This window comes from Dongshaea marina (genome assembly GCF_003072645.1).
GTDB lineage: Bacteria > Pseudomonadota > Gammaproteobacteria > Enterobacterales > Aeromonadaceae > Dongshaea > Dongshaea marina.
In genome coordinates this window covers 4670252-4694528 of the sequence record NZ_CP028897.1, presented here as the reverse complement: position 1 = coordinate 4694528, position 24277 = coordinate 4670252, and the positions used below count along the sequence as shown (strand labels likewise).

Genomic DNA, 24277 nt, shown 5'->3' with positions numbered 1-24277 from the left:
CCCTCCGCAGAGCTACGCACATCGGCATCCATGCCTCGAGTACAAAATTCAAGTACCAAACCGGATTAACTAACTGAGTATATCTTCCCTGTGTCCGTGTTCCTTTAGCCGGGATTATCATCCAGATAATTTTTTTCGGGCCTCTGGAACCTGATATTTCAGCTCGTTGGATCAACGAGCTGAAATATCTTTTTTAATAGGAGGGAGCGAAACAGCTTTTTGAATAATCTCTGGGGCATCATTAATGTTCCGATTGTGCTCTATTCTGACATCATTATCCCCACACAACGGATAATCTCTAAGTGCTATGACTGCACGAAGGAATGCTTCTCTGGCATCTGGCTCAAGGTACAGTGAGTTCTCTCCCCACCATTTATCACAGATGCCTATCATCTCCTTTCGTGCCTCATCTTCTTTAAGAAGCGCGGCAAAGTGGCGGCATAGGGAAAAGGCCTTCTGGTGAGCCTCAAGCCTTCGATCAAGAGAGGCGAATCTCAACTGGTGCGCAGCCTTTATTGATTCACTTCTTTCTACAACTTTAGATCTCCGGTTTGCAAAATTTATGGCAGTCTGCTTGAAAAAAGGGCCAGTGGTTGCCGCCGCAGCACCCCCGATAAAGGGTAATAAAAAACTCATAATGCCTGACATATGATTACCTATAGATCCATTAGATATTGATACGCTATGAATGCAGATATTATATTTACTTGTGAGATCGCCTGGGTGCTTGTTTTTTCGAGGCAGGATGCCGAGCATCGGAGCTTGATGGAGGGACTCATCACGCGTAGAGAGCTTTTGGTTACTTTTCTCGGCAGAAAAGTAACTCGCCAGTCGGGCGAGACCGACCCTGTGCCGAAGGCATAAAAAAAGCTGACCGCAGGTCATCAGAAAAGATCCCTTTTTCCTCTGTCGGGCGGTCCCGACAAAATGCCACGCAGTGGCAACCAGCAGACCGCAGGTCAGAAACCCTAACCCGCAGGGTCAAACACAACCTACACCTGTAGCCAGAAGGTCACGGGCCCGTCATTGACCAGCTGTACCTTCATGTCGGCGCCAAAGCGCCCGGTTTCGGTCGGGATCTCTTTCGCCTTGGATTGTTTAACGAAGTGGTGATAGAGCTCTTCGGCAAGCTGTGGGCTGCCGCCACCGGAAAATCCGGGACGCATCCCTTTCTTGGTGTCCGCAGCCAGGGTGAACTGGGAGACCACCAGCAAAGAGCCTCCGGCCTGCTGCACATTGAGGTTCATCTTGCCCTCATCGTCGGGGAAGATGCGATAGCCGGCAACCTTGTGCAGCAGCTTATCGACATGAGCCTGGGTATCCTCTCTCTCCACTCCAAGTAGCACCAGCAGACCCTTGCCTATGGTGCCTGTGGCTTCGCCATCTACAGTGACACTGGCTTCGGATACTCGTTGAATTAATGCTATCACTATCTGTTTCGCTCCAATCGCTGAGCCAGTACATCACTGGCTTTAACCAGGGCGTCTATGATAGCAGGTTCGAAGCAGCTGTGACCGGCCGCGGGAATAATCTGCAGCTGAGACTCGGGCCACTGCCTGGCCAGGGTTAGAGAGTTTTCCAGTTTGCACTGCATATCGTAGCGCCCATGAATCATCACCCCGGGCAGGCTACGCAGCGGTTCTAAAGAATCCTGGAGGTAGCGCTCCGGAATAAAGAAATGGTTACACAGGTAATGGTTCTCTATCCGCGCCAGCGCCAGGGCTATATGCGGGTCTTCAAATCGCTGCAGCAGGCTCTGGGAGGGGAGCAGGCTGGCGGTGCGAGCCTTCCACTGGCTCCAGCAGCGGGCGGCATGCAACCGGCTCAGCTCATTGGGGCTGGTGAGCAGCTGTTGGTACTGCTCCAGTATGCTCTGAGTGGAGCTAGGGCGCTCCAGGGGAGCGAGAAGCTCGGTAAAATGCTCCGGGAATAGCTGAGCCGCTCCACCATCGGGGGAGAACTGCCAGTCGATATCCTGCTGGCGTCCCAGCTGCACACTGTGCAGCAGCAGCCCCAACACCTGCTCATGGTGATTGGAGCTGTAACACAGAGCGAGCAAGGAGCCCCAGCCACTACCAAACACCAGCCAGCGGTCGATTCCAAGTTGCTGGCGGATCTGCTCGATATCCGCAATCAACGCCTGGGTGTTGTTATCACTCAGGCTGGCATGAGGTTGGCTTCGTCCACAGCCCCGCTGATCAAACTGAATGATCCGGTATCTTTCGGGGTCAAAGAAACGGCGATGGTCCGGGTTGCTGGACTCTCCCGGACCATTGTGCAAAATCAGCACCGGGATCCCCTCCGGGTTGCCACTTTGCTCGATATACAGGGTGTGCTTGTGGTTCACCTCGAGTTGCCACTGGTGATCCGTATGCAGTGCGGGAAACAATCCTCTCATGTTGATTCCTTCTGGTGAGAGTTGGTCGCAAGCTTTTTCTGATAAGCACCAAGGGAGGCGGTTACTTCCGCTCCCAGAAGAACGACAAACCAGCTCCAGTAGATCCATAGTAACAGAATCGGAATGGTTGCCAGAGCTCCGTAGATCAGCTGATAAGTCGGGAAGTGGGTCACATACAGGGCAAAGGCGCGCTTGGCGAGCTCAAAAAGAGCGGCCGAAAAGGCGGCACCACACAGGGCATGGCTCAACCGGACCCGGCAGTGAGGAATGATGGTGAACATCAGTAAAAAAACCAGCACCGACAGGATAAAGGGCAGGCAGCTCAAAAAGATGCTACCCAAGCCTACCAGGCGGTCATCCTGGAAGATCTTCATCGAGATCACGTAAGAGCTGGCGGCTATGCTGGCACCCAGCAGAATCGGCCCCAGAGTCAGGATCATCCAGTAGACCGAGAAGGCGATTGGCAGTGAGCGCCCCTTATTACTCCGCCAGATGGTGTTGAGTGATTTATCTATGGTCCCAATCAGCAGCAGGGCCACCGCAATCAGAACCGCGATACCGATGGCGGTCATCTGCGAGGCGTTGGTGGCAAATTGATGCAGATACTTTTGCAGCAGGTCTCCTGCGGTGGGGACAAAGTTACTAAAGATAAAGGATTCGATATTCGAGGTGAGCCGGCGAAACACCGGGAAGGCGGACATCACCGAAAACAGCACCATAAACATAGGGACCAGGGACAGCACCGTGACATAGGCAAGGTGCCCGGCGGTCAGGGTGATCCGGTCCTCTTTGAGCCGCTGCCAGAAGAAGTGAAGATACGGCAACGTGTGTTGGCGTAGCTGCTGCTGGTAACGGGTGAGCTTACTTGCGCTTGGTAACTCCATAGATCCACTGCCTTGCATCTGTTTCTTATTACATTGTGTCAGAACTGTGGGCATCTGCTCCAGTTCCTCTGTGATTCAGGATCAGGCCTGAGAAAACTGCTGACTCTCGATCGGTAGCCAGCGGCTGATGAGGCCGGAGGCACTCTGGGGAGCGGACTGCATCAGGTGGTGGGCGAGTCGCTGCACCTCTGGGATCAGCCCCTGATCACGAACCAGATCGGCAATCTTGAAATCTACCACCCCGGTTTGCCGGCTTCCCAGCAGCTCACCTGGCCCGCGGATCTCCAGATCCTGTTGGGCAATATAGAAGCCATCATTGCTGTCGCGCAGCACTCCCAGGCGACGCTTGGCCGTGGCCGAGAGTGGTGTGTGGTAGAGAAGCACACAGTGGCTGGCGACGGCGCCTCGGCCGACCCGGCCCCTAAGCTGGTGAAGCTGAGCCAGTCCCAGCCGTTCCGGATTTTCGATGATCATCAAGCTGGAGTTAGGTACATCCACTCCTACTTCGATCACTGTGGTGGCGACCAACAGATCCAGTTCCCCATCCTTGAACTGAGCCATGACCGCCTGCTTTTCCTGGCCACTCATCCGGCCATGCACCAGGCCAACCTTCAGTTCACTAAGCTGGGCACTGAGTTCTGCTGCGGTGTTTTCGGCAGCCTGGCACTCCAGAACCTCCGACTCATCAATCAGGGTGCAGACCCAATAGGCCTGGCGCTTCTCCTCAAGGCAGACATTTCGGACCCGCTCAATGACCTGCTGGCGACGGGTATCTGGGATCGCCACAGTGGTGACCGGGGTCCTGCCTGGGGGCAACTCATCGATGACAGAGCAGTCGAGATCCGCATAGGCGGTCATCGCCAGGGTGCGGGGAATTGGGGTTGCGGTCATGATCAGCTGATGGGGCCACAGTCCCGAGTGAGCGCCTTTTTCGCGAAGGGCCAGCCTTTGATGAACCCCGAAACGATGTTGTTCATCGATGATCACCAGGGCCAGTTTATGGAACTGCACCTGTTCCTGAAAGATGGCGTGGGTTCCGACCAGCATCCGGATCTCACCGGCCGCCAGTTCATCGAGCAGGGTTTGCCGGGCCTTGCCTTTGAGCTTACCCCCCAGCCAGCCGACCCGGATCCCCAGAGGCTCCAGCCACTGGCTGAAGGTGTGGGCATGTTGCTCAGCAAGGATCTCGGTGGGGGCCATCAGTGCCACCTGGTACTGGTGCTCAAGAGCCTGCAATGCACTCAGGGCGGCAACCAGGGTCTTCCCCGAGCCGACATCTCCCTGAACCAGGCGCATCATGGGGTGGGGCTTGGAAATATCGGTAATCACCTCCCGGACCACCCGCTGCTGGGCGGCGGTGGGTGAGAACGGCAGGTTGTTGAGAAGCTTCTTCGTCAGGCCGTTCTGCTCACTCAGCACTGGGGCCTGATGGCGATGCTGTTTGGCACGCATCTGTAGCAAAGAGAGGTGGTGAGCCAGCAGCTCTTCACTTACCAGTCGCTGCTGGGCCGGATGATGCCCGCTTTCGAGCTGCTCCAGGGAGGTGTCTGCCGGTGGGTGATGCAGCAGCTGCAGCGCCTGGGTCAGCGGCAGGTTGTGGGGGCGCAGGTTATCCGGCAGGAACTCGGTGAGTGGGTGACGGGATAATAGCTCAAGCGCCGAGCGACACAGGTTGCGCAGGGTGAGCTGGCGGATCCCCTCTGTGGTTGGATAAACGGGGGTGAGTGCCTGTTCAAGTTGAGCCTGCTGCTCCTCTTTGAGTAAGCGGTACTCGGGGTGGATCATCTCCAGCTGGTGGCGGCCGGGTTTCACTTCTCCGTAGCAGTGGATCCGCTCACCCGGTTGCAGAGTATTTTTTTGGGCTGCCGAAAAATTGAAAAAGCGCAGTCCAAGCCGCTGACCGCTGTCATCTGTGATGGTGGTGAGCAGCATTCGCTTACGGGCCGGGATCAGCTCGGTGCGCACTATGGTCCCCGTGGTACCTATATGCATCCCGGGTTGTAACTGGCTAATAGGACACTGGCGGGTGCGGTCTTCATAGCGAAGGGGCAGGTGGAACAGGAGATCCTGTACCGTGAACAGCCCAAGCTTTTGCAGGCGGGCTGCCATCTTTTCTCCGACACCCTTGAGGTGCTGTACCGGGAGCTGATCTAGGCGCATAGTTGTGACAGGTAGCATCAATTGCCACCCATCCTATCAAAGAGTCACCGGGAGCCCAAGCATGGCTCCCGGGAAGTGCCTTGGCACAGGGAGGTTCAGACGATCCGCTTGATGATATGGTGTGCCTGCATCTTGATGATCTTTTTCAAAAGACGCTGGACCTCATCCGGATAATCACTGATCTGCTCCAGCTGATCGAAGCTGTCAATGCGGCTGCAGTGTTGCAAGATGGCCTCTTTCTCTTTGGCAAATTCATCGGCCAGTAGCTTCTGAGGGTCCTGGATCAGGATGCCGTTCTCCAGATCCATGCCCCAGGCACGGGGATTGAGGTTATTCCCGGTGATGAGGGCCAGATCCTGATCGACAAACATCCCCTTGAGGTGATAGCTGTTTTCGTCATGCTTCCAAAGCATGATGTTGAGCAGCCCCTGCTGGATGAAGTGCTCATTGGCCTGGGCAAAGCGCCGCAGATAGGTTTCATAGAAGTAGGGCAGACCGCCTATGGTGGTGAACTTCTCACCCGGCTGAATATAGAAATCATTCGCCGTCTTATCACCGACCACCAGGGTGACCTTGATCCCCTGGCGCATCTTCTTACAGATCTCTTTTGCCAGCGGGCGGGGCAGGTTGAAGTAAGGGGTGCAGATGAAGATCTCCTGGCGCGCAGAGCGAATCAGGTGACGGATCAGCTTGTTGAGGTGATTGCCTCGTTTACCCATCCCCGCCAGCGGGGTGATGCCGAATTCGCCCTGGGTGACTGCTTCGGCCTGGAACTGGTAGTGGGCCCGACGCATCTGCTGGCGAAACTCTTTGATCTCTTTTTTGAGCTGCTTGGCGGTTGGGATCTGGGTATCGTTCAGCGAGCGCACCGCCGGGTTTTCAGAAAAGTGGCGCAGCACAAAATTGGCCATACAGTCGGCCAGTGGCTGGCTTCCTATCTGGTGATAGCGATCGAAGCGGTATTTGCTGCTCTGATGCAGGTAAACATCGTTGAGGCTGGCACCCGAGTAAAGCACCGTATTATCAAACACAAACCCCTTGAGATGCAGAACGCCAAATAGCTCACGACTCTTAACCGGTACCCCACAGATATCGATAGGGTGCTGATACTCGGCGGCCATCTGCTGGTACATCTGGCGATTACCGGCACACTCTTTTTGGCCGATCAGGCCGCGCTGGGCCCGGTGAAAATCGACAAAGACCCGAACATCCAGGTTGGGGCGCTGCTGTTTCGCTTCAAACAGGGCGCGCAGAATCTCGCGTCCGGCATCATCATCTTCCAGATAAAGGGCGACGATATAGATCCGCTGGGTCGCTGCTGCAATCAGCTCCAGGATGCGCTCTTTGAATGCCTTGGTCGAGTAGAGAACCTGGTAGCTCTGTGCGTCAACTGCCAGTTGCGGATAGCTGTTGAGCAGCCTGCGAGAATGTCCAGATAGATTCATAGTCTTGTCCGTTTAGTAATCTTAGAATTGATGTTGGCGTCCTCATCAGCCGTTCGACAAAGCCTGTTGCCAAGAGGCAAAATTCTACCAGCATGCAGCCTGAGCTGCCAAATTAAACGGAGTGTCTGGCGGTTTTGTGCACGATAGCCGCTATTTTGTGGGCGTTAGAGCACACTTTCTTCCGGCATGCTCTTGAGTAAGGGGTTAGATATACAGGGCACTGGGCTGGAACAGCTGCTCAACCTCAGCGATGCAGCCTGAGTCTATTAGAAACAGCAATAGTCTGTCTTCCGGCTCAATGATGATGTCATCATGGGCGATCAGCACCTTCTTGTGGCGGATCACCGCACCTATGGTTGCCCCATGGGGAAGCTTGATTTTACCGATCGCCCTGCCTACCACCTTGGAGGTGTTGCTATCACCGTGGGCAACGGCCTCGAAGGCTTCGGCGGTGCCGTTTCGCAGTGAAAACACAGCGTCGATATCTGCCCGGCGCACGTGGGAGAGCAGCTCAGAGATGGTTGCCTGCTGTGGAGAGATGGTGATATCGATGACATCATCCTGGACCAGCTGCAGGTAGGCCTGGTTCTGAATCAGTGCGATCGCCCGGCGTACCCCGTTTTTCTTCGCCAGCATCGAGGACATGATGTTGGCTTCATCCTGATTGGTGACCGCAATAAACATATCCACCTGCTCGATATGCTCCTCCGATAGCAGGCTCTGATCGGCCGCGTCGCCACACAGTATGGTGCTGCTCTGCAGCTGCTCCGAGAGCAGTTCGCTACGGTCGGGATCCTGCTCTATCAGCTTGACCGTGTAGCGCGATTCCAGCAGATGGGCCAGGTTGGCCCCTATATGGCCGCCCCCGACGATCATGATCTGCCGGTAGCCCCGCTCCAGCCGTTGAAACTCGGAGATCACGGCACGGATATGGCTGGTGGAGCAGACAAAGTAGATCTCATCGTCCGCCTCAACCACCGTGGTGCCCCGGGGCGAGATGGGACGCCCCTGGCGGAACAGGGCGACGATCCGGGTATCTATGTTCGGCAGGTGTTCGCGCAGGGCGGCAATCGGTCGGCCAATAAGACTCCCCCCGTAGTAAGCCCGAACCGCCACCAGGCTGGCTTTTCCTTCGGCAAAATGAGCGATCTGCAGGGCGCCCGGGTATTCAATCAGGCGCCGGATATGGTCCGTCACCAGCTGCTCAGGAGCTATGACATGATCGATGGGAATCGCATCGGAGCGAAACAGCTGCTCCTGCTCCTTGAGAATAGACTCGGAGCGAATGCGTGAGATCTTCTTCGGGGTGTGGAACAGGGTCTGGGCAATCTGGCAGGCCACCATGTTGGTATCGTCACTATTGGTGACCGCAACCAGCATATCCGCATCCCGGGCCCCTGCATCCCTCAGGACTTCCGGGTTTGCCGCATGGCCACACACCACTCTCAGATCATAACGGTTAAGAAGCTCCCGCAGGCGATCCATATCTGTATCCACCAGGGTGATATCGTTGTTGGCGTTCACCAGGTGTTCTGCGAGGGTGCCCCCGACCTGTCCGGCTCCGAGAATGGTGATCTTCATGGTCTAGGCTTCCATCTTTTGCAGTTTTGCGTAATAAAATCCATCCATTCCCTGCTCTCCTGGCAGGATTTGCCAGCCGATCGCCTTAGGGTCAGACTGTTGGGGCAGCGGGCAGAGTCTGGCATCATCGGTGCGCTCCAGGAACAGTTCGATCTGCAGGCTGTTTTCCTGGGGCAGGATGGAGCAGGTCGCATACAGCAGGGTGCCGCCTGGCTTGAGTTGCTGCCACATCGCATCCAGAATCGAGGCTTGGAGTTTCACCAGCTCATCAATATCCGTATCACGACGCAACCAGCGAATATCCGGATGACGACGGATCACCCCGGTTGCCGAGCAGGGCGCATCCAGCAGGATGCGGTCAAAAGCCTCGCCCTGCCACCACTGTTGTGGTTTGGAAGCATCCCCTTGCAGTACCTTGGCCTGGTAGCAACTGCGCCCGAGGTTTTCCTGGAGCCGTTCCAGGCGGTCCGCCTCACTATCCACGGCTACCATCTGCTTGAGTTGTGGTTGCGACTCCAGGATATGGATGGTTTTGCCGCCGGGGGCTGCACAGGCATCAAGAATCAGCTCACCGGGTGCCGCTTCAAGCAATAGGGCCGCCATCTGCGCCGCTGCATCCTGTACCGAGCAGCGACCCTCGCTGAATCCCGGCAACTTTTCTACATCGGTGGCCTGGGCAAGCTGAACCGCACTGCTGGCAAGTTCAGAGGATTCACCCTCAAGCTGTTGCTCCGTGAGCTGCTCCAGCCAGTCGCTGCGACTGACTTTGGCGGTATTGACCCGAATCCACATCGGTGGTTTCTGGTTGTTGGCCTCGAGTATGTCTTGCCACTGCTCCGGATAGGCTTGCCTGATCCTGTTACTCAACCACTGGGGGTGGCTCAAGCGCGCGTTCGGGTTTTGATCGGTGCTTTCGCACAGCTCATCCCGGTTGCGCATAAAGTTACGCAGTACTCCGTTGACCAGCCCACGCAAGGTTGCGAAGTTAACCAGCTTACTGGCATTGACTGTCTCTGTAACCGCTGCATGATCCGGTACCCGGGTATAGAGGAGCTGGTAGAGTCCCACCAAGATCAGCGAATGCAGGATCCGCTGCTTGCCCTTAAGAGGCTTTTTCAGAAGTTGTGCAGCGATCGCATCCAGACGGCCATACCAGCGCAGGGTGCCGAAGCACAGCTCCTGCAGCAGGGCGCGATTGCGGGCACCGACCTTGGCCTGAGCCCTGGGAAGCGCGTTTGACAGGGACTGGCCCTGATGGATCACGCTATGGATCACTCGGGCAGCTTCGGCGCGGGTTTTCATGCTTGCTCCTCATCGGCAACGCCGACAGGCTTGCCCGGGGTAAACCAGTCGCGCCGCGAGTTTAGAATATCCCGGGCGGACATCGCTTTTTTTCCGGGGATCTGTAGCTTGAGGAGTCGAATTGCTCCCTCGGAGGTGGCGATATCAATACCCTCGGCGCTCGCACTCAGCACTACTCCCGGCTCAAGGGTGTTGGGATCACCGATCACCTCACTCTCCCAGACCCGGATGTTTTTATCCTGGATCGTAAAATAACTGACCGGCCAGGGGTTAAAGGCGCGCACCTGGCGCTCCAGGGCTGCTGCACCCTGGGTCCAGTCGAGCTGTGCCTCGGCCTTGGTTAGTTTTTCTGCGTAGGTTGCAAGGGAGTCATCTTGAGCCTCGGCTGCGAGGGTGCCGGCCGCGATCCCCTCAAGGGATTCCAGCAGGGCATCCGGACCAATGTCCATTAGCTTAAGATAGAGGGACTCGGAGGTTTCATCAGAGTCAATCGGGCAGCTCTTTTTCAGCAGCATGGCCCCGGTATCCAGGCCGGCATCCATCTGCATTATGGTTACGCCGGTCTCCTTATCGCCGGCCCACACCGAGCGCTGAATCGGCGCAGCCCCCCGCCACTTAGGAAGCAAAGAGCCATGCACATTGATGCAGCCCAGGCGTGGGGTATCCAGCACCAGTTGCGGCAAGATCAGGCCATAGGCGACCACCACCATGAGATCGGCATCCAGAGCGGCCAACTCCTGCTGCGCCTCGCTATCGCGAAGGGTTCTGGGCTGGTAGACCGGCAGCTGATGCTGCTCGGCAAGCTGCTTGACCGGGCTAGCTTGCAATTTTTTACCCCGCCCCGCAGGGCGATCCGGTTGGGTGTAGACGGCGATAACCTGATGTTCACTGTCCAGCAGCTTCTCAAGATGGCGCGCTGCAAAATCCGGCGTTCCGGCAAAAATAATTTTTAATGACTGACTCAAAACAACCTCTGGGTGGTAATTACTGGTCTTGCTTCTGGAGTTTCTCAAGCTTCTTACGAATTCGCTGGCGCTTGAGAGGCGACAGGTAATCGATAAATAGTTTACCGTTCAGATGATCCAGCTCATGCTGAATACAGATCGCCAGCAGCTCATCCGCTTCCAGTTCAAACGCCTCGCCCTTGGTATCAAAGGCCTTGACCGTGATTTTTTCTGCACGGGGTACCAGTGCCTGAATTGAGGGTACAGAAAGGCAGCCCTCCTCAATTCCGGTACTGCCGGAGCTGACCGTGATCTCAGGGTTGATAAGGACCAGAGGCTCACTGTGATCGCCGGAAAGATCGATGACGACGATGCGCTGGTCGATGTTGACCTGAGTAGACGCCAGACCGATTCCCTCCTCGGCATACATAGTTTCGAACATATCATCTACAATTTTTTGTAGTTGGGGAGAAAAGTCCTCGACTGGTTTAGGGATGAGTCTTAGTCGCTCATCCGGAAATCGAAGTACGTCTAGTTTGGCCATACGAAAACCCTCAGATTGGCACAAAGTTGGTTATTAGTCTGGCAGTATTCTAGACATTTGTGACGCTAAAAAACAGCAACAGAGAGCAGATGCTCTCAGGACAGGGATGGTTATGGTGGGACGACTCTGGATAGTGTTAACTTTGGCTCTTGCCCTGGCCTGTGGTGGGGTGTTCGCCAAAGAGGCGATGCAGCTCAAGCAGGATCACCCGAAAACCTATACAGTAAAGAAGGGTGATACCCTGTGGGATATCTCTAAAAAGTTTCTCAAAACACCCTGGCTATGGCCCAGGCTATGGCAGGTTAACCGTCAGGTGAGTAATCCTCATTTGATCTATCCAGGGGATGTTTTGAGTCTCATCTGGATTAATGGTGAACCTCGGCTGGTCAAAAAGCGGGTGGTTCGACTCTCTCCAAAGGTCCGGGTAGAGGAGAAGGTGCAGCCGATTCCAACCCTGCCTCTGTCGGAGATAGGTCCCTTCCTGCGGTTGGATCATATCTTTAATGGTGATGATATCAACAGCTTGCCTTTTGTTCTGGGCAACAATGAAACCCACCTGGGGATGCAGACCGGTGAGGAGGTGTTTGTTCGAGGTGTCCTCCAGGAAGACGCTCTGTATGGTATCTATCGGCCAGGTAAGGTCTACGAGGATGTCGAGACCGGAGAGTCTCTGGGGCAGCAGGCGATATTTGTCGGTATTTATCAGGCTGGTAAGGTCCATGATAATCAGCTGACCTCAGGGATCATCCGTAAGCAGCACAGGGCTGTGATGCAGGGTGATAAGTTGATGTTGCTTCCGGAGCAGGATTCTCAGAGCGCTTACTTTACCCCGATGGCCGGAGATCCTGTCAAGGGGGCCTATGTGGTGGACATTGCCAACCAGCAAACCCAGGTTGGTAAGCTTGGAGTGCTGGTGCTCAACAAGGGGATGAGAGACAAGCTCAAGCCCGGCGATGTGTATATGATTGAGCGCCCCGGAATCGAGGTCGCGGTCACCGGAAGAAGTAAGCCTGAAGCCAATTACAGCTCGCTGGCCGGAAGCTTTAGTAACCTGTTTGCGACCGATACCGAAACCCTTCCCTCGGAGCAGGTTGGACGGGTGATGGTGTTTCGCGTCTACGACAAGATGAGTATTGCTCTGGTTCTCGATAGTATTGATCCTATCCGCAAGGAGTACCTGGTCCACTCGATTGAGGTGCAATGAAACCTGCGCTATTCGAGCCCCGGGTGCAGTTCTGGCTGATGCTGGCCACTGCACCCGGGGTTGGTCCTGTTCGGGCTTGTGCCCTGAGGAACAGTCTTAACTCATCAGAGATAACCTCTCTTGACTCCCATCTTTGGGATAAGCTGGGTCTGAATTCGGAGCAGCGGCGCTGGATGCAATCCCCCGGGATGCAAGGCATGCTCGATGAGGCCAGGCGCTGGTTAGATGCAAGCGATGCACACAGTATATTGACACCGGACACTCCAGGTTACCCCGAGCTACTCAGAGAGTCCCACGGCGCACCACCTGTGCTGTTTGTCAGAGGAGACCCCAAAATTCTTCAGCAGCCACAGCTGGCTATCGTCGGCACCCGCCGGCCTACCCCCTATGGGGAAAAAATGGCCGGGCATTTTGCCCTGGGGCTCAGCGAGCTGGGTTACCTGGTGACCAGTGGTCTGGCTCTGGGAATCGATAGCTGCGCCCATCGGGCTGTGGTGGGGGCTGGATATCCTGGTATCGCGGTGTTAGGGAGTGGACTGAATCAGCTCTACCCTAAGCGCAACCGGATGCTGGCCCGGGAAATAGGTGAACGGGGAGGCGCACTGGTGAGTGAGCACTGGCCCTCGGTTGGGGTTCGACCGGAGCATTTTCCGAGGCGCAACCGCATCATCAGCGGACTGAGCCTGGGGACCCTGGTAGTGGAGGCGTCTTTGAAAAGTGGATCCCTCATCACGGCCCGTTATACCCTGGAGCAGGGGCGTGAACTGTTCGCGATTCCCGGCTCCCTGCTCAACCCTCAGGCAGACGGTAGTAATCAACTGATCCAAAATAACGCTAAGTTAGTTCGCAATGTGGCCGATATTGTGGAAGAAATCGGAGCATTAGAAGCCTTTGCTGTGTTACATTACCGCTCCTTTGAGCAGACGAGCAGTGGCAAACAGGACTCGCTGCCAACTGACTCTCTCCTTGAGCTGGTCGATTATGAAGTCACCAGTCTTGATGAGATTGCAGAACGAAGCCTGCAATCAGTGGGTGAGATTATCGCCCGGCTGACAGAGTTGGAACTGGAGGGATGGGTAGAAGCTGTGGCTGGTGGCTACGTTAGGATCAGGAGACGCTGACCGTGTTTGATATTTTAATGTATCTGTTTGAGACATATGTCCACAATGATGTAGAAACCATGGTGGACCAGAAAGAACTCACCGAGGAGCTATCCCGGGCAGGGTTCCAGCGTGATGCGATCCAAAAGGCCCTGAACTGGATTGAGCGCTTGTCGGTACTGCAGGATGAGAAGAACCACCCTTATCTTGCAAGCTCGACTCCCGGTTCATTTCGCATCTATCTACGCAGTGAGCAGCAAAAGCTCAACGAGGAGTGCCGTGGGTTTATCCTGTTCCTGGAGCAGATCCAGATCCTGACAGCACAGACTCGCGAAATTGTCATTGAGCGGGTGATGGAGCTCGACTCAGCAGCGATCGATCTGGAAGATCTCAAATGGGTCATACTTATGGTCTTGTTCAATGTGCCAGGAAGCGAGTCCGCCTATCAGCAGATGGAGCAGATCATTTTTGATCCGGCACAGATCCAGATACACTAACCCTATGAGTTAGAGTTTCGGGATGAGGGAATGGCCAAGATCGATGACAAACTATTTTCAGCCAGCCAGCATGCTCTGGATGATGCAGAGCACTGTCCCGACTGTGGCGCACCTCTCAAGCTGCGCCAGGGGCAAAAAGGCCTGTTTCTTGGCTGTAGCGCTTACCCTGAGTGTGATTATTCAAGACCGGTGGCGGGCTCCAATGATTCAATAGAGCGTGTCCTCGAAGGGACCCAATGCCCGGAGTGTGGTCACGCCCTGGCCCTCAAGAAGGGGCGCTATGGAATATTCATTGGTTGTAGCAACTATCCCCAATGTCACCATACAGAGCCCCACGAGGAGCTCGATGACTCAGAGGTCGATTGCCCTGTTTGTGGCGAAGGGCACCTGTTAAAGCGCCATAGTCGTCATGGCAAGCTGTTTTATGCCTGTAGCCGATATCCCGCCTGTAAGTATTCCGTTGCCAATCCCCGGTCGCCGAGAACTGTCCCAAATGCGGCTGGTCTATCCTGGTTGAAAAAAAATATGCGGACGGTATCCGCCTGATCTGCCCACAAAAAGGCTGCGGTTTTAAAAAACCCTACAATTAACGACTACATTTCATCGGCGACTCTTTGTATAATCGGCGCTCCATGTTGATTGACAAGGATACCCCCCAATATGAATACTCCTTTTGTTGCAATTTTAATGGGCTCTGACTCTGATTTCCCCGTCATGCAGTCAACGGTCGAAATTCTCAAGAATTTCTCCATCTCCTATGAGGTTAAGGTAACTTCTGCACACCGTACCCCGGCAGCGACTCACGAATATGTGCGCACCGCCGAAGAGCGTGGCTGCCAGCTGTTTATCTGTGCCGCGGGTCTGGCCGCACACCTAGCGGGTGCTGTTGCTGGGATCACCACTCGTCCGGTGATCGGCGTGCCGATCGATGGTGGCCCACTCAAGGGAATGGATGCACTCTTGTCTACCGTACAGATGCCTGGTGGCGTTCCGGTAGCAACCGTTGCCATCGGTAGCGCGGGTGCTAAGAATGCAGGTTATTTAGCAGCACAGATGCTGTCGATCGCTGATCCTGAGCTTCGTGCCCGGGTCGCTGAGGAGCGTCGTCAGAGTGCTGAGTTGGTGATGGCCAAGGATGTGGCGCTTCAGGAAAAATTAGCAGAGGCGTAATGAGTACAGCACTGATTGAAAAAGCGACAGAGGTTCTTTGCGAAGGTGGTGTGATTGCCTATGCCACCGAGGGAGTGTTTGGACTGGGCTGTGATCCCGATAACCAGGCTGCGGTGCAGCGAGTGCTGGAGATCAAGCAACGTCCCCAGAGTAAGGGGCTGATCCTGATCGCCTCGAGCCTGGAGCAGCTCAAACCCTACGCAGATTTCTCTAAGCTTACCCCCGAAATGCTCAAGCGCATTGAGCAAAGCTGGCCCGGTCACGTGACCTGGGTGATCCCGGCGCAGCCTTCGACCCCCGACTGGCTCACCGGGCAGTTTGACTCGATTGCCGTTCGGGTGACGGCTCACTCACAGGTGCAAGCTCTGTGTCAGGCCTTTGGTAAGCCCCTTGTTTCAACCAGTGCAAACCTCTCCGGACATCCGTCTGCCAGAACCACTGAAGAGGTGGAGCAGGAGCTCAGCGAGATGCTGGGCTATATTCTGCCTGGAAAGATCCTCTCCAGTGTTGGCTCATCCCGGATCTTTGATGCCAGAACCGGTAAGCAGCTTCGCTGATTTACCCTAAGCTGGCCTGAAAGACAAAAACAGCCACCTCTCATGAGGTGGCTGTTTTTTTTATTGGGGCTTGCCCCAGGGGCTCCAGAGGCGAGTTTTAACTGCGGCTGCCCCTATGGGTGGAGAGAGCTCGAAAGCTCCTCAGGAGAGAGCGTTTGCGAGCCGCAACTCGACCTGCTCAATGGCATGGGCCACCTGCTGTGGTGCAACACCGCCCAACGCACAGCGTTTTGCCAGGGCTGCCTCGGGTGTTAAAGCCTGGTATATATCCTCTTCAAACAGGGATGAGTATGCCTGAAGCACATCGAGTGAGAGCTGCTCCAGAGGAATTTGTTGCTCCAGTGCACTTTGGACGATCACTCCCGTCAGGTGGTGGGCTTCACGAAATGTAACTCCCTTGTCGACCAAGTAATCAGCCATCTCGGTGGCATTCGCATAGCCACTTAAGGCGGCGGCATAGGCCTTATCCCCGTTGACCTTAAGCTCCCTGAGGCAAAGACTGGTCATCTTCAGGCAGCTTTGCCAGGTGTGTAGGGCGTCAAACAGTCCCTCTTTATCCTCCTGAAGATCCTTGTTATAGGCCAGAGGTTGCGCCTTGATGGTCATCATCAAAGAGCTCATTGAGCCATAGACCCGGCCACACTTGCCACGGACAAGCTCCAGCAGATCCGGATTTTTCTTTTGTGGCATCAGGGAGGAGCCTGTGGTCACGGCATCACTGAGCGCGATGAATCCTGCCTCGGCAGAGTTGAAGAAGATCAGATCTTCGGCGAGGCGTGACAGGTGCAGCATTGAAATGCTGGCATCAGACAGCAGCTCCAGCAGGTGATCCCGGGAGGCTACTCCATCCAGGCTGTTGCGCATCGCCCCGTGAAACCCGAGGTTTTGTGCCAGCTGTTCCCTATCGATGGGGTAGCCGGTCCCCGCAAGGGCGCCACTTCCCAGAGGGGAGTAGTTGAGGCGCTCGCAGGCATCAGCCAGGCGCTGTTGATCACGCTCCAACATCTCCTGGTAAGCCAGGCACCAGTGACCAAAGGTGATGGGCTGGGCAAGCTGCAAATGGGTATAGCCGGGGAACACCGTTTGCTGGTGCTCCTTCGCCAGCTGCAGGAGCTGCTGACGGCACTCAAGCAGGGACTGTTGGAGTGCCTCGCCTTGCTGGCGGCACCACAATCTCAGATCGGTTGCCACCTGATCGTTACGCGAGCGTCCGGTGTGAAGTTTCTTCCCCAGGTGACCGAGTCTGGCAATCAACTGCTGCTCAACCCAGCCATGGATATCTTCGGCATCCGATTGCAGGATGAGCTCAGGCTCAGCCATCACGAGTTGCAGCAGATCCCTGAGTGCCTGCTGCAGCATCTGGGTCTCCTCCTGGCTCAATACCCCGGCCTGCTGCAAGGCCCCGGCCCAGGCGATGGATCCCAGGATATCCTGTTCGGCGAGTTGAAAATCGATATTCAGGGAGTCGTTAAATGCCTTAAATGCATCGTGTTGTCCCCCGGCAAAGCGTCCGCCCCAAAGGCTCATACGACCTCCTTCATCAAGGGTGGTTTGTTGTTAGGCTTTAACTCACTGATATTCTCTACATTGGATTGCTGCTGGCTATTGAGACTGCGGATCCGCTCACTCAGGGAATAGAGGCGGATAAAGCCCTCGGCATGGCTCTGGTCATAGACACCATCTTCACCAAAGGTGGCAAACTCCTCACTGTAAAGAGAGTTCTGCGACTGCTTTTGCAAGACACTGACATTGCCCTTGTATAGGCTGACGATCACCTTGCCCGAAAGCAGATCAGCGAGGCTTTCGGCGGCGACCAGCACCGACTGGCACAGGGGGGTAAACCAGCGTCCCTCGTACAGAAGGTTGGCGAACTTTTGCCCAAGCTGCTGACGAAAGTCGTAGGAGTCTTTATCCAGAACCAGCTGCTCAATGGCCCTTAGAGACTCCATCATTATGGTTCCCCCGGGGTCTCGTAGCAGCCGCGGGACTTGATCCCAACGATGCGGTTTTCCACGATATCGACACGTCCTATGCCATGCTCGCTGCCCTTGATATTGAGATAACCAAGGGCCTGGGCCGGCGTCATCTCAATATCATTGACGGCAACTATCTCTCCGGATTCTATGGTGAGACTCAGCTGCTCGGGTTTTTCCGGTGCCTGCTCAGGCGAATTGGTCCAGACCCAGCACTCGGGGGTGGGGGCGTTCCAGGGATCTTCTAAAACACCGCCTTCGGTTGAGATGTGCCAGGCGTTGGCATCCCGGGAGTAGATCTTGGTGACCGAAGCCGAAGTTGGAATATTACGCTTGGCAAGATAAGAGAGTAGATCTTCACGGCTCTTGAGCTCCCACTCACGCCAGGGGGCGATGACGGTGAGCTCGGGGGCAAGGGCTGCATAACAGCTTTCAAAGCGCACCTGATCGTTGCCCTTGCCGGTGCAGCCGTGGCACAGGGCATCGGCTCCCAGCTGCTTTGCTAACTCGACCTGGGCCTTGGCGATGATCGGACGGGCCATGGCGGTTCCGAGCAGGTATTTGCCCTCATAGATGGCGCCGGTTTTCAGGGTCGGGTAGATATAATCGCTGATAAGCTCATCTTTGAGGTCGACAACGTAGCAGGCCGCGGCCCCGGAAGCGTAAGCTTTTTCCTCGATACCCTCAAGCTCATCGGCTCCCTGGCCGATGTCGGCGACAAAAGCGATGACCTCGCACTGATAGCTCTCCTTGAGCCAGGGGACAACTGCTGAGGTATCTAATCCACCTGAGTAAGCGAGCACAACCTTATTGACCTTTTTCATTCCATCTCTCCCTGGAGCAGTAAGTGTCGGGTATCATGGATACAAGACAAGTTAATTTGAATATGTATTCAGTTGTATCGATGGAGGACAGTATCTTTGTGAGGCCTTGTCTGGCTGCCGGAGGCATACTCTTGCGGCCCGGGGCAATAAAGCCCTTCTCAAAAATCTGTCTCGTATCGATTGTGGAACTAGTGTTAATGGGGCGGAGCAAGCGCTGCTCCTGAGAGGATCAGTGGAAGCGTCGTCGGAAGAGGATATGTTTATGTTGGTTTTTCTGGATCACTGGAGCGATATCCTTATAAAGCTAGCCAGAAGCTAAGTAACTAATTATTCATAAATTCAGTATTAGTATTTGTATGTAAAATCGACTGAGCTGTCAACTATTAATCTGAAATTTTTTCATGGGGTTGTCCCGAAAGGAGAAAATGAGGGGCGAATACTTAGTTTTTTCGCCCTGCATGCGGTTGTTTTGTACCATCGGCACAATCGTCCGGCCGCGGACTTCGGGTCAGGCCGTTTTCAGGCATCCTGCCTTCCACGGCATTGATACATCCCTGTATGGTGGGGATGTTCACCAGTCCCCCTAACAACCCCGGGGGTGCCCCTCGATTCGCGTTTACCCTCAAAATAGCTTCTTATTTGGGGTATCAGACAAACGGGATGCATACCATCCATAATATGCCTTCCCAGTTCGGCATCCTGCCTCTCGTTTTGTTACTTTCACCCCTATCCCGGCTGCCATCTCACGACATCCTGTCGTTCGACCCCAAATACTTAGTCTATTTATCGGTGCGAATCAAAGGGGGGAGTTGAACCCTCATGAGTGAGCACTGATGCGGGCAAGTAACTTGCAGTTTTTGTTTTCGAGACAGGGATGTCGAGCACCGTAGCTTGATGGAGGGACTCATCACGCGAAGGGAGCTTTTGATTACTTTTGGCGGCACAAAAGTGATGTGCTGCCGGCACCCCGGCAATCATGCAGCGTAGCTGCAAATCAGCCATCCGGTAGGATATACCAAAAGCCGCTTGAAGGCTTATCAGAGAAACTCCCCTGGATTGACCGGGGGAGAGTAGCTCATTATTTCGTCCAGTCGAGAACCACTTTTCCGGACTGGCCCGAGCACATAGCATCAAAGCCCTTCTGGAAGTCGTCTATATCATAGTGGTGGGTGATGATGGGGGAGATATCCAGTCCTGACTGGATCAGGGCTGCCATCTTATACCAGGTTTCGAACATCTCACGGCCATAGATTCCCTTGATGAACAGGCCCTTGAAGATCACCTTGTCCCAGTCGATATGCATATCCGAGGGAGGGATACCCAGCATGGCTATCTTGCCGCCATGGGTCATGGTATCGAGCATGCTGCGAAATGCAGCCGGGGCGCCGGACATCTCCAGGCCCACATCAAAGCCTTCTGTCATCCCGAGCTCTTTCATCACACCCTTGAGATCTTCCTTGGTGACGTTGACCGCCCGGGTGACTCCCATCTTGCGCGCCAGATCCAGCCGATACTCATTCATGTCGGTGATCACCACATGGCGAGCCCCGACATGCTTGGCAACGGCTGCGGCCATGATACCTATGGGACCGGCACCCGTGATCAGCACATCTTCTCCGACCAGATCAAAAGAGAGCGCGGTGTGCACGGCATTGCCGAAGGGATCAAAAATAGCGGCCAGATCATCTGAGATCTCATCGGGCAGCTTGAAGGCGTTGAAGGCGGGGATCACCAGGTATTCAGCGAAACAGCCGGGGCGATTAACCCCGACGCCTATGGTATTGCGACACAGGTGGGTTCGGCCAGCGCGACAGTTACGGCAGTGGCCACAGGTTATATGGCCTTCTCCCGAGACTCTGTCTCCAATTTTGAAGCCCCTGACTTCCTGGCCGATGGCGACGACTTCCCCGGCGTACTCATGGCCAACCACCATGGGAACCGGAATGGTGCGTTGAGACCACTCATCCCAGTTGTAGATATGAACATCGGTACCACAGATGGCGGTCTTGTTTATTTTAATCAGTAGATCGTTGTGGCCCAACTCTGGTTCGGGGACATCTGTCATCCAGATCCCTTTAGCGGACTCGAGTTTTGATAATGCTTTCATCTTCTATCTTCCTGACAAAAAAGGCGCCCGAAGGCGCCTTGTGAGTTAGATAACACCCAGCTCTTTGCCGATGCGGGTGAAGGCGTCAATTGCCTTGTCCAGTTGCTCGCGGGTATGGGCCGCTGACATCTGGGTCCGGATCCTAGCCTGTCCCTTAGGTACGACGGGGAAGGAGAAGCCGATGACATAGATGCCTTCGGCCAACAGGCGATCCGCCATCTCGGATGCCAGCTTGGCATCCCCCAGCATCACAGGAATGATCGCATGGTCGGCACCTGCCAGGGTGAAGCCTGCCGCCAACATCTTCTCACGGAAGTACTGACTATTCTGCTTGACGGTTTCACGCAGTTCGGCTCCTTCTTCGAGCATCTCGATGACGCGAATCGAGGCACTAACGATCGCAGGAGCCACAGAGTTGGAGAAAAGGTAGGGACGAGAGCGCTGACGCAGCCAGTCGATCACCTCTTTACGACCGGAGGTGTAGCCACCGGAGGCTCCACCCATCGCCTTGCCCAGGGTACCGGTGATGATGTCGACACGGTTAATGACGTCGCAATACTCATGGGTACCACGACCATTATCTCCGACGAAGCCAACGGCATGGGAGTCATCGACCATCACCATGGCATCGTACTTGTCTGCGAGGTCACAGATCCCCTTGAGGTTGGCAATGACCCCATCCATGGAGAAGACGCCATCGGTGGCGATCAGTTTAAAGCGTGAACCATCGGCATCGGCTTGTTTGAGTTGAGTTTCAAGATCGGCCAGGTCATTGTTGGCATAACGGTAGCGCTTGGCCTTACACAGACGAACTCCGTCGATGATCGAAGCGTGGTTCAGTGCATCAGAGATCACCGCATCTTCCGGGTCGAGCAGGGTTTCAAAGAGGCCGCCGTTGGCATCGAAGCAGGAGGTATAGAGAATTGTGTCTTCAGTGCCCAAAAAGCTGCTGAGCTTTTGTTCCAGCAGCTTATGGTTATCCTGAGTGCCACAGATAAAGCGGACCGAAGCCATTCCGAAGCCATGGGTATCCAGCCCCTCTTTGGCCGCCTTAATCAGCTCCGGGTGGTTTGCCAGACCCAGATAGTTGTTGGCACAAAAATTCAGTACCTGCTGTTCAGAGTTAACCTCAATGGATGACTGTTGAGGTGAGGTGATCACTCGTTCGCTTTTGAAGAGTCCTTCCTCTTTAACCTGTTGCAGTTGCCGGGCCAGATGTTGATAAAACTCAGACACAATTGCCTCCAAAATAGATGGTATAAAGCGTTGTGGACAGAATATCGTACTGCAATGTCCTGAAATCCGATAATAAACCACGGATACGTTGGCGTATCTGTGAAACGGATCACTAATGCCGAGTGAACTTCAGATCACTCGTGAAAATTGCTGAAAACGTGCTTTACGTCTCAGGTGGGTATCAAAACACATACAGATGTTGCGGATCAGTAATCGGCCCTTGGGGCTGACCCTGAGAAAGCAATGGTCAAACCGGACCAGTCCATCGTCGATAAAGGGTTGTAGCAGCTTAAGATCATCCGAGAAATACCGTGCAAACTCGATCCGGTAGCTCTGCTCCAGCGCTTGGCAGTCCAGCTCAAAAGTACAGATCAACGCCTTGATCAGATCCCGGCGGATGCAGTCATCCTCATCCAGGCTATACCCCTTATGCAGAGCATCACCCGCGGAGTTGAGCTGGCTGTAATACTGCTTCAGCTCTTTTTGGTTCTGGGCGTAACTATCGCCGATCATGCTGATGGAGGACACCCCAAGCCCCAGCAGATCGCAATCCCCATGGGTGGTGTAGCCCTGGAAGTTGCGGTGCAGAACTCCTGCTCGCTGAGCCTGAGCCAATTCATCATCGGGGAGGGAGAAATGATCCATACCGATAAACTGGTAGCCGCTCTCGGTCAGAAACCCGATGCTCTGCTCAAGCATCTTCAGTTTTTGTGGCGCCGTTGGCATCGCTTGCTCATCGATTTTACGCTGAGCCGCGAAGCGCTCGGGAAGATGCGCATAGTTAAAGACTGAGAGCCTTCCCGGCTGACTCCTGATCACCTGCTGCAGGGTTTCAAGGAAGCTTTGCGGGGTTTGATGGGGCAGGCCGTAGATGAGATCCAGGTTGGTGGAGCGAAATCCAAGTTCACGGGCCCTGCGCTGAAGGGCTTCGATGAAGCTGTTGTCCTGCTCCCGGTTAACGGCGCGCTGTACCTCTTTGTTGAAATCCTGAACCCCGATGCTGATCCGGTTAAATCCAACATCCCTGAGGGTATCAAGAAGCGACAGTTCTATTTTGCGGGGATCGATCTCTATGGAGAACTCTCCATCCTCAGCAAAATTAAAGTGACTGCGTAGCAGCTCCATCAGGCGGATGATCTGGGCAGGGGTCAGAAAGGTTGGCGTGCCGCCTCCCCAGTGCAGTTGAGTCACGTTGCGATTCTCAAACAATGGGGCTCGGTTGCGGATTTCGACTTCCAGCATATCCAGGTACTGATCGGCCTTGTCCTGGTGGCGGGTGATGAGCTTATTGCAGCCGCAGTAGTAACACAGGGTATGGCAGAACGGGATATGCACATACAAGGAGAGCGGGCGCTCGGGATAGCGGCGACTGGCCGTTAGGAATTCGTCACGGCTGTATTGCTCACTGAACTCCAGTGCGGTTGGATAGGAGGTATAGCGTGGACCACTATAGTTGTACTTTTCGATGAGCTCCTGGTCCCATTCGATTGTCTGATATGCCATACCTCGCCCCTTCATTATCCTGATTTATTTATCGTCCTGGTTAAAACGCTCCCACAGCGCATCATCGCTGCTATCATCAAGCTCGAGCTCATCATCCATCCCAAGCTGCTTGAGGAGCTTCTGATGTTTCTCCAACTGGGTCTCGAGCCATTGCTGATCCTCTGCGCTGATGACTTCTTCCCGATCCAACTTGTCTAGGAGCTCACTCAGGCGCTCATCGTTTTCCAGTGCCAGCAGCTGTTTTTCAAGATCCTGCTCTGTCATCTCTACGGCCGTGGTCACCTTTGCAGGTTTTTCTTTGGCTTGAGGTTTGGCCGGGGATTTTTTCGACTCCACCTTAAGCTGGATTGGCTTCTTAGACCCTAACCGGGTGTCCTTGGGGCCCTTTTTCAGCGGTTTTTCGGTATTTTTCTCCGGGTTAGCCCGGGAGCCTGGAGCAAGTCCTTTTGGAGCCTTCTTGCGTTTGCTGTCACGCAGATCCATCGCTTTGTTGCCCGAATCGCGACGAGCGGGTGCTGAGCCTGGTTTGCGGCCTTTTTTCTTGCGTGTCATCCGACATCACTCCGAAATAGTAACAATTCAATTATCGGGAGGGATGCTACGTGAATTTCTTCATAAAATAAATTATTCACGGCGGGTTATCTGCTCAGCAGAAACGGAATGGCTCCTGCGGCGAGCCGTGACAGAATTTGGCTTAGTCAATAGAGTCCTGATACCAGCTCCCATAGAGACGATAGGCTCAGGGGGAGTGTCCTTTGGAAAGAGTGGCATAGCTGAGAGGGAGAATATGGACTAAAACGCTATACTCAGCACAAGAGATAAGTGTTACATTGCGTTTTTTCCAACGG

20 protein-coding genes and 2 pseudogenes are annotated in these 24277 nt (G+C 54.7%); 6 read left to right on the top strand and 16 right to left on the bottom strand.

Features of this window, described 5'->3' with window-relative positions; genetic code table 11:
* Positions 1 to 171: 171 nt before the first annotated feature.
* From DB847_RS21985 to def, 10 genes are all read right to left on the bottom strand, one after another.
* The gene (locus tag DB847_RS21985; protein ID WP_108652590.1) at positions 172 to 885 is read right to left on the bottom strand and encodes a hypothetical protein; all 714 of its coding nucleotides are present in this window, start codon (positions 883 to 885) and stop codon (positions 172 to 174) included.
* A 107-nt stretch (positions 886 to 992) separates the two neighbouring features.
* Positions 993 to 1430 (bottom strand): D-aminoacyl-tRNA deacylase, encoded by a 438-nt coding sequence (gene dtd, locus DB847_RS21980; protein WP_108652589.1) that lies wholly within the window; start codon positions 1428 to 1430, stop codon positions 993 to 995.
* Entirely contained in the window at positions 1430 to 2398 is a 969-nt protein-coding gene (gene pip / locus DB847_RS21975; RefSeq protein ID WP_108652588.1) for a prolyl aminopeptidase, read from the bottom strand. Before pip ends, dtd begins: the two co-directional genes overlap by 1 nt.
* Complete coding sequence (locus DB847_RS21970) at positions 2395 to 3282, bottom strand: virulence factor BrkB family protein (RefSeq protein ID WP_108652587.1); 888 nt, start codon at positions 3280 to 3282, stop codon at positions 2395 to 2397. Before DB847_RS21970 ends, pip begins: the two co-directional genes overlap by 4 nt.
* An 81-nt stretch (positions 3283 to 3363) precedes the next feature.
* The gene (gene recG / locus DB847_RS21965) at positions 3364 to 5442 is read right to left on the bottom strand and encodes an ATP-dependent DNA helicase RecG (RefSeq protein ID WP_108652586.1); all 2079 of its coding nucleotides are present in this window, start codon (positions 5440 to 5442) and stop codon (positions 3364 to 3366) included.
* A 95-nt stretch (positions 5443 to 5537) separates the two neighbouring features.
* On the bottom strand, positions 5538 to 6887 hold the full coding sequence (gene pssA, locus DB847_RS21960; protein ID WP_108652585.1) for a CDP-diacylglycerol--serine O-phosphatidyltransferase: 1350 nt from the start codon (positions 6885 to 6887) through the stop codon (positions 5538 to 5540).
* A 204-nt stretch (positions 6888 to 7091) separates the two neighbouring features.
* A complete protein-coding gene (gene trkA / locus DB847_RS21955) occupies positions 7092 to 8468 on the bottom strand; it encodes a Trk system potassium transporter TrkA (RefSeq protein ID WP_108652584.1) in 1377 nt (458 codons plus the stop codon).
* A gap of 3 nt (positions 8469 to 8471) precedes the next feature.
* On the bottom strand, positions 8472 to 9770 hold the full coding sequence (rsmB, locus tag DB847_RS21950) for a 16S rRNA (cytosine(967)-C(5))-methyltransferase RsmB (protein WP_108652583.1): 1299 nt from the start codon (positions 9768 to 9770) through the stop codon (positions 8472 to 8474).
* Entirely contained in the window at positions 9767 to 10735 is a 969-nt protein-coding gene (gene fmt, locus DB847_RS21945) for a methionyl-tRNA formyltransferase (protein ID WP_108652582.1), read from the bottom strand. The genes rsmB and fmt overlap by 4 nt, the downstream gene beginning before the upstream one ends.
* Positions 10736 to 10754: 19 nt before the next feature.
* Positions 10755 to 11258 (bottom strand): peptide deformylase, encoded by a 504-nt coding sequence (gene def, locus DB847_RS21940; protein ID WP_108652581.1) that lies wholly within the window; start codon positions 11256 to 11258, stop codon positions 10755 to 10757.
* Between the two features lie 115 nt (positions 11259 to 11373).
* On the opposite strand from def, the gene DB847_RS21935 reads away from it, so the two are divergent.
* The 6 genes and pseudogenes from DB847_RS21935 to DB847_RS21910 all read left to right on the top strand — a co-directional run bounded on the left by DB847_RS21935 (position 11374) and on the right by DB847_RS21910 (position 15786).
* Entirely contained in the window at positions 11374 to 12462 is a 1089-nt protein-coding gene (locus DB847_RS21935) for a LysM peptidoglycan-binding domain-containing protein (RefSeq protein ID WP_199911657.1), read from the top strand.
* Entirely contained in the window at positions 12459 to 13583 is a 1125-nt protein-coding gene (dprA, locus tag DB847_RS21930; protein ID WP_108652579.1) for a DNA-processing protein DprA, read from the top strand. The genes DB847_RS21935 and dprA overlap by 4 nt, the downstream gene beginning before the upstream one ends.
* 2 nt (positions 13584 to 13585) lie before the next feature.
* Positions 13586 to 14059: a DUF494 family protein gene (locus DB847_RS21925; protein WP_108652578.1), complete on the top strand. Its 474-nt coding sequence runs from the start codon at positions 13586 to 13588 to the stop codon at positions 14057 to 14059.
* A gap of 30 nt (positions 14060 to 14089) precedes the next feature.
* A pseudogene (locus DB847_RS21920) lies at positions 14090 to 14649 on the top strand (topoisomerase DNA-binding C4 zinc finger domain-containing protein).
* A gap of 70 nt (positions 14650 to 14719) precedes the next feature.
* Positions 14720 to 15229, top strand: a complete 510-nt coding sequence (gene purE, locus DB847_RS21915) for a 5-(carboxyamino)imidazole ribonucleotide mutase (RefSeq protein ID WP_108652577.1) — start codon at positions 14720 to 14722, stop codon at positions 15227 to 15229.
* Positions 15229 to 15786, top strand: coding sequence for an L-threonylcarbamoyladenylate synthase (locus DB847_RS21910; protein ID WP_108652576.1), 558 nt, complete (start codon positions 15229 to 15231; stop codon positions 15784 to 15786). The genes purE and DB847_RS21910 overlap by 1 nt, the downstream gene beginning before the upstream one ends.
* Before the next feature lie 141 nt (positions 15787 to 15927).
* On the opposite strand, the gene argH is transcribed toward DB847_RS21910, so the two are convergent.
* The 6 genes and pseudogenes from argH to yihI form a co-directional block, all read right to left on the bottom strand.
* Complete coding sequence (gene argH, locus DB847_RS21905; protein WP_108652575.1) at positions 15928 to 17313, bottom strand: argininosuccinate lyase; 1386 nt, start codon at positions 17311 to 17313, stop codon at positions 15928 to 15930.
* Positions 17310 to 18583 (bottom strand): annotated as a pseudogene (locus tag DB847_RS21900) (argininosuccinate synthase). The gene argH and the pseudogene DB847_RS21900 overlap by 4 nt, the downstream one beginning before the upstream one ends.
* A gap of 1078 nt (positions 18584 to 19661) precedes the next feature.
* Entirely contained in the window at positions 19662 to 20690 is a 1029-nt protein-coding gene (gene tdh, locus DB847_RS21895; RefSeq protein ID WP_108652574.1) for an L-threonine 3-dehydrogenase, read from the bottom strand.
* Between the two features lie 45 nt (positions 20691 to 20735).
* Positions 20736 to 21929: a glycine C-acetyltransferase gene (locus DB847_RS21890; RefSeq protein WP_108653061.1), complete on the bottom strand. Its 1194-nt coding sequence runs from the start codon at positions 21927 to 21929 to the stop codon at positions 20736 to 20738.
* A gap of 126 nt (positions 21930 to 22055) precedes the next feature.
* A complete protein-coding gene (gene hemN / locus DB847_RS21885; RefSeq protein ID WP_108652573.1) occupies positions 22056 to 23429 on the bottom strand; it encodes an oxygen-independent coproporphyrinogen III oxidase in 1374 nt (457 codons plus the stop codon).
* Between the two features lie 24 nt (positions 23430 to 23453).
* Positions 23454 to 23981 (bottom strand): Der GTPase-activating protein YihI, encoded by a 528-nt coding sequence (yihI, locus tag DB847_RS21880; protein WP_108652572.1) that lies wholly within the window; start codon positions 23979 to 23981, stop codon positions 23454 to 23456.
* Between the last annotated feature and the right edge of the window lie 296 nt (positions 23982 to 24277).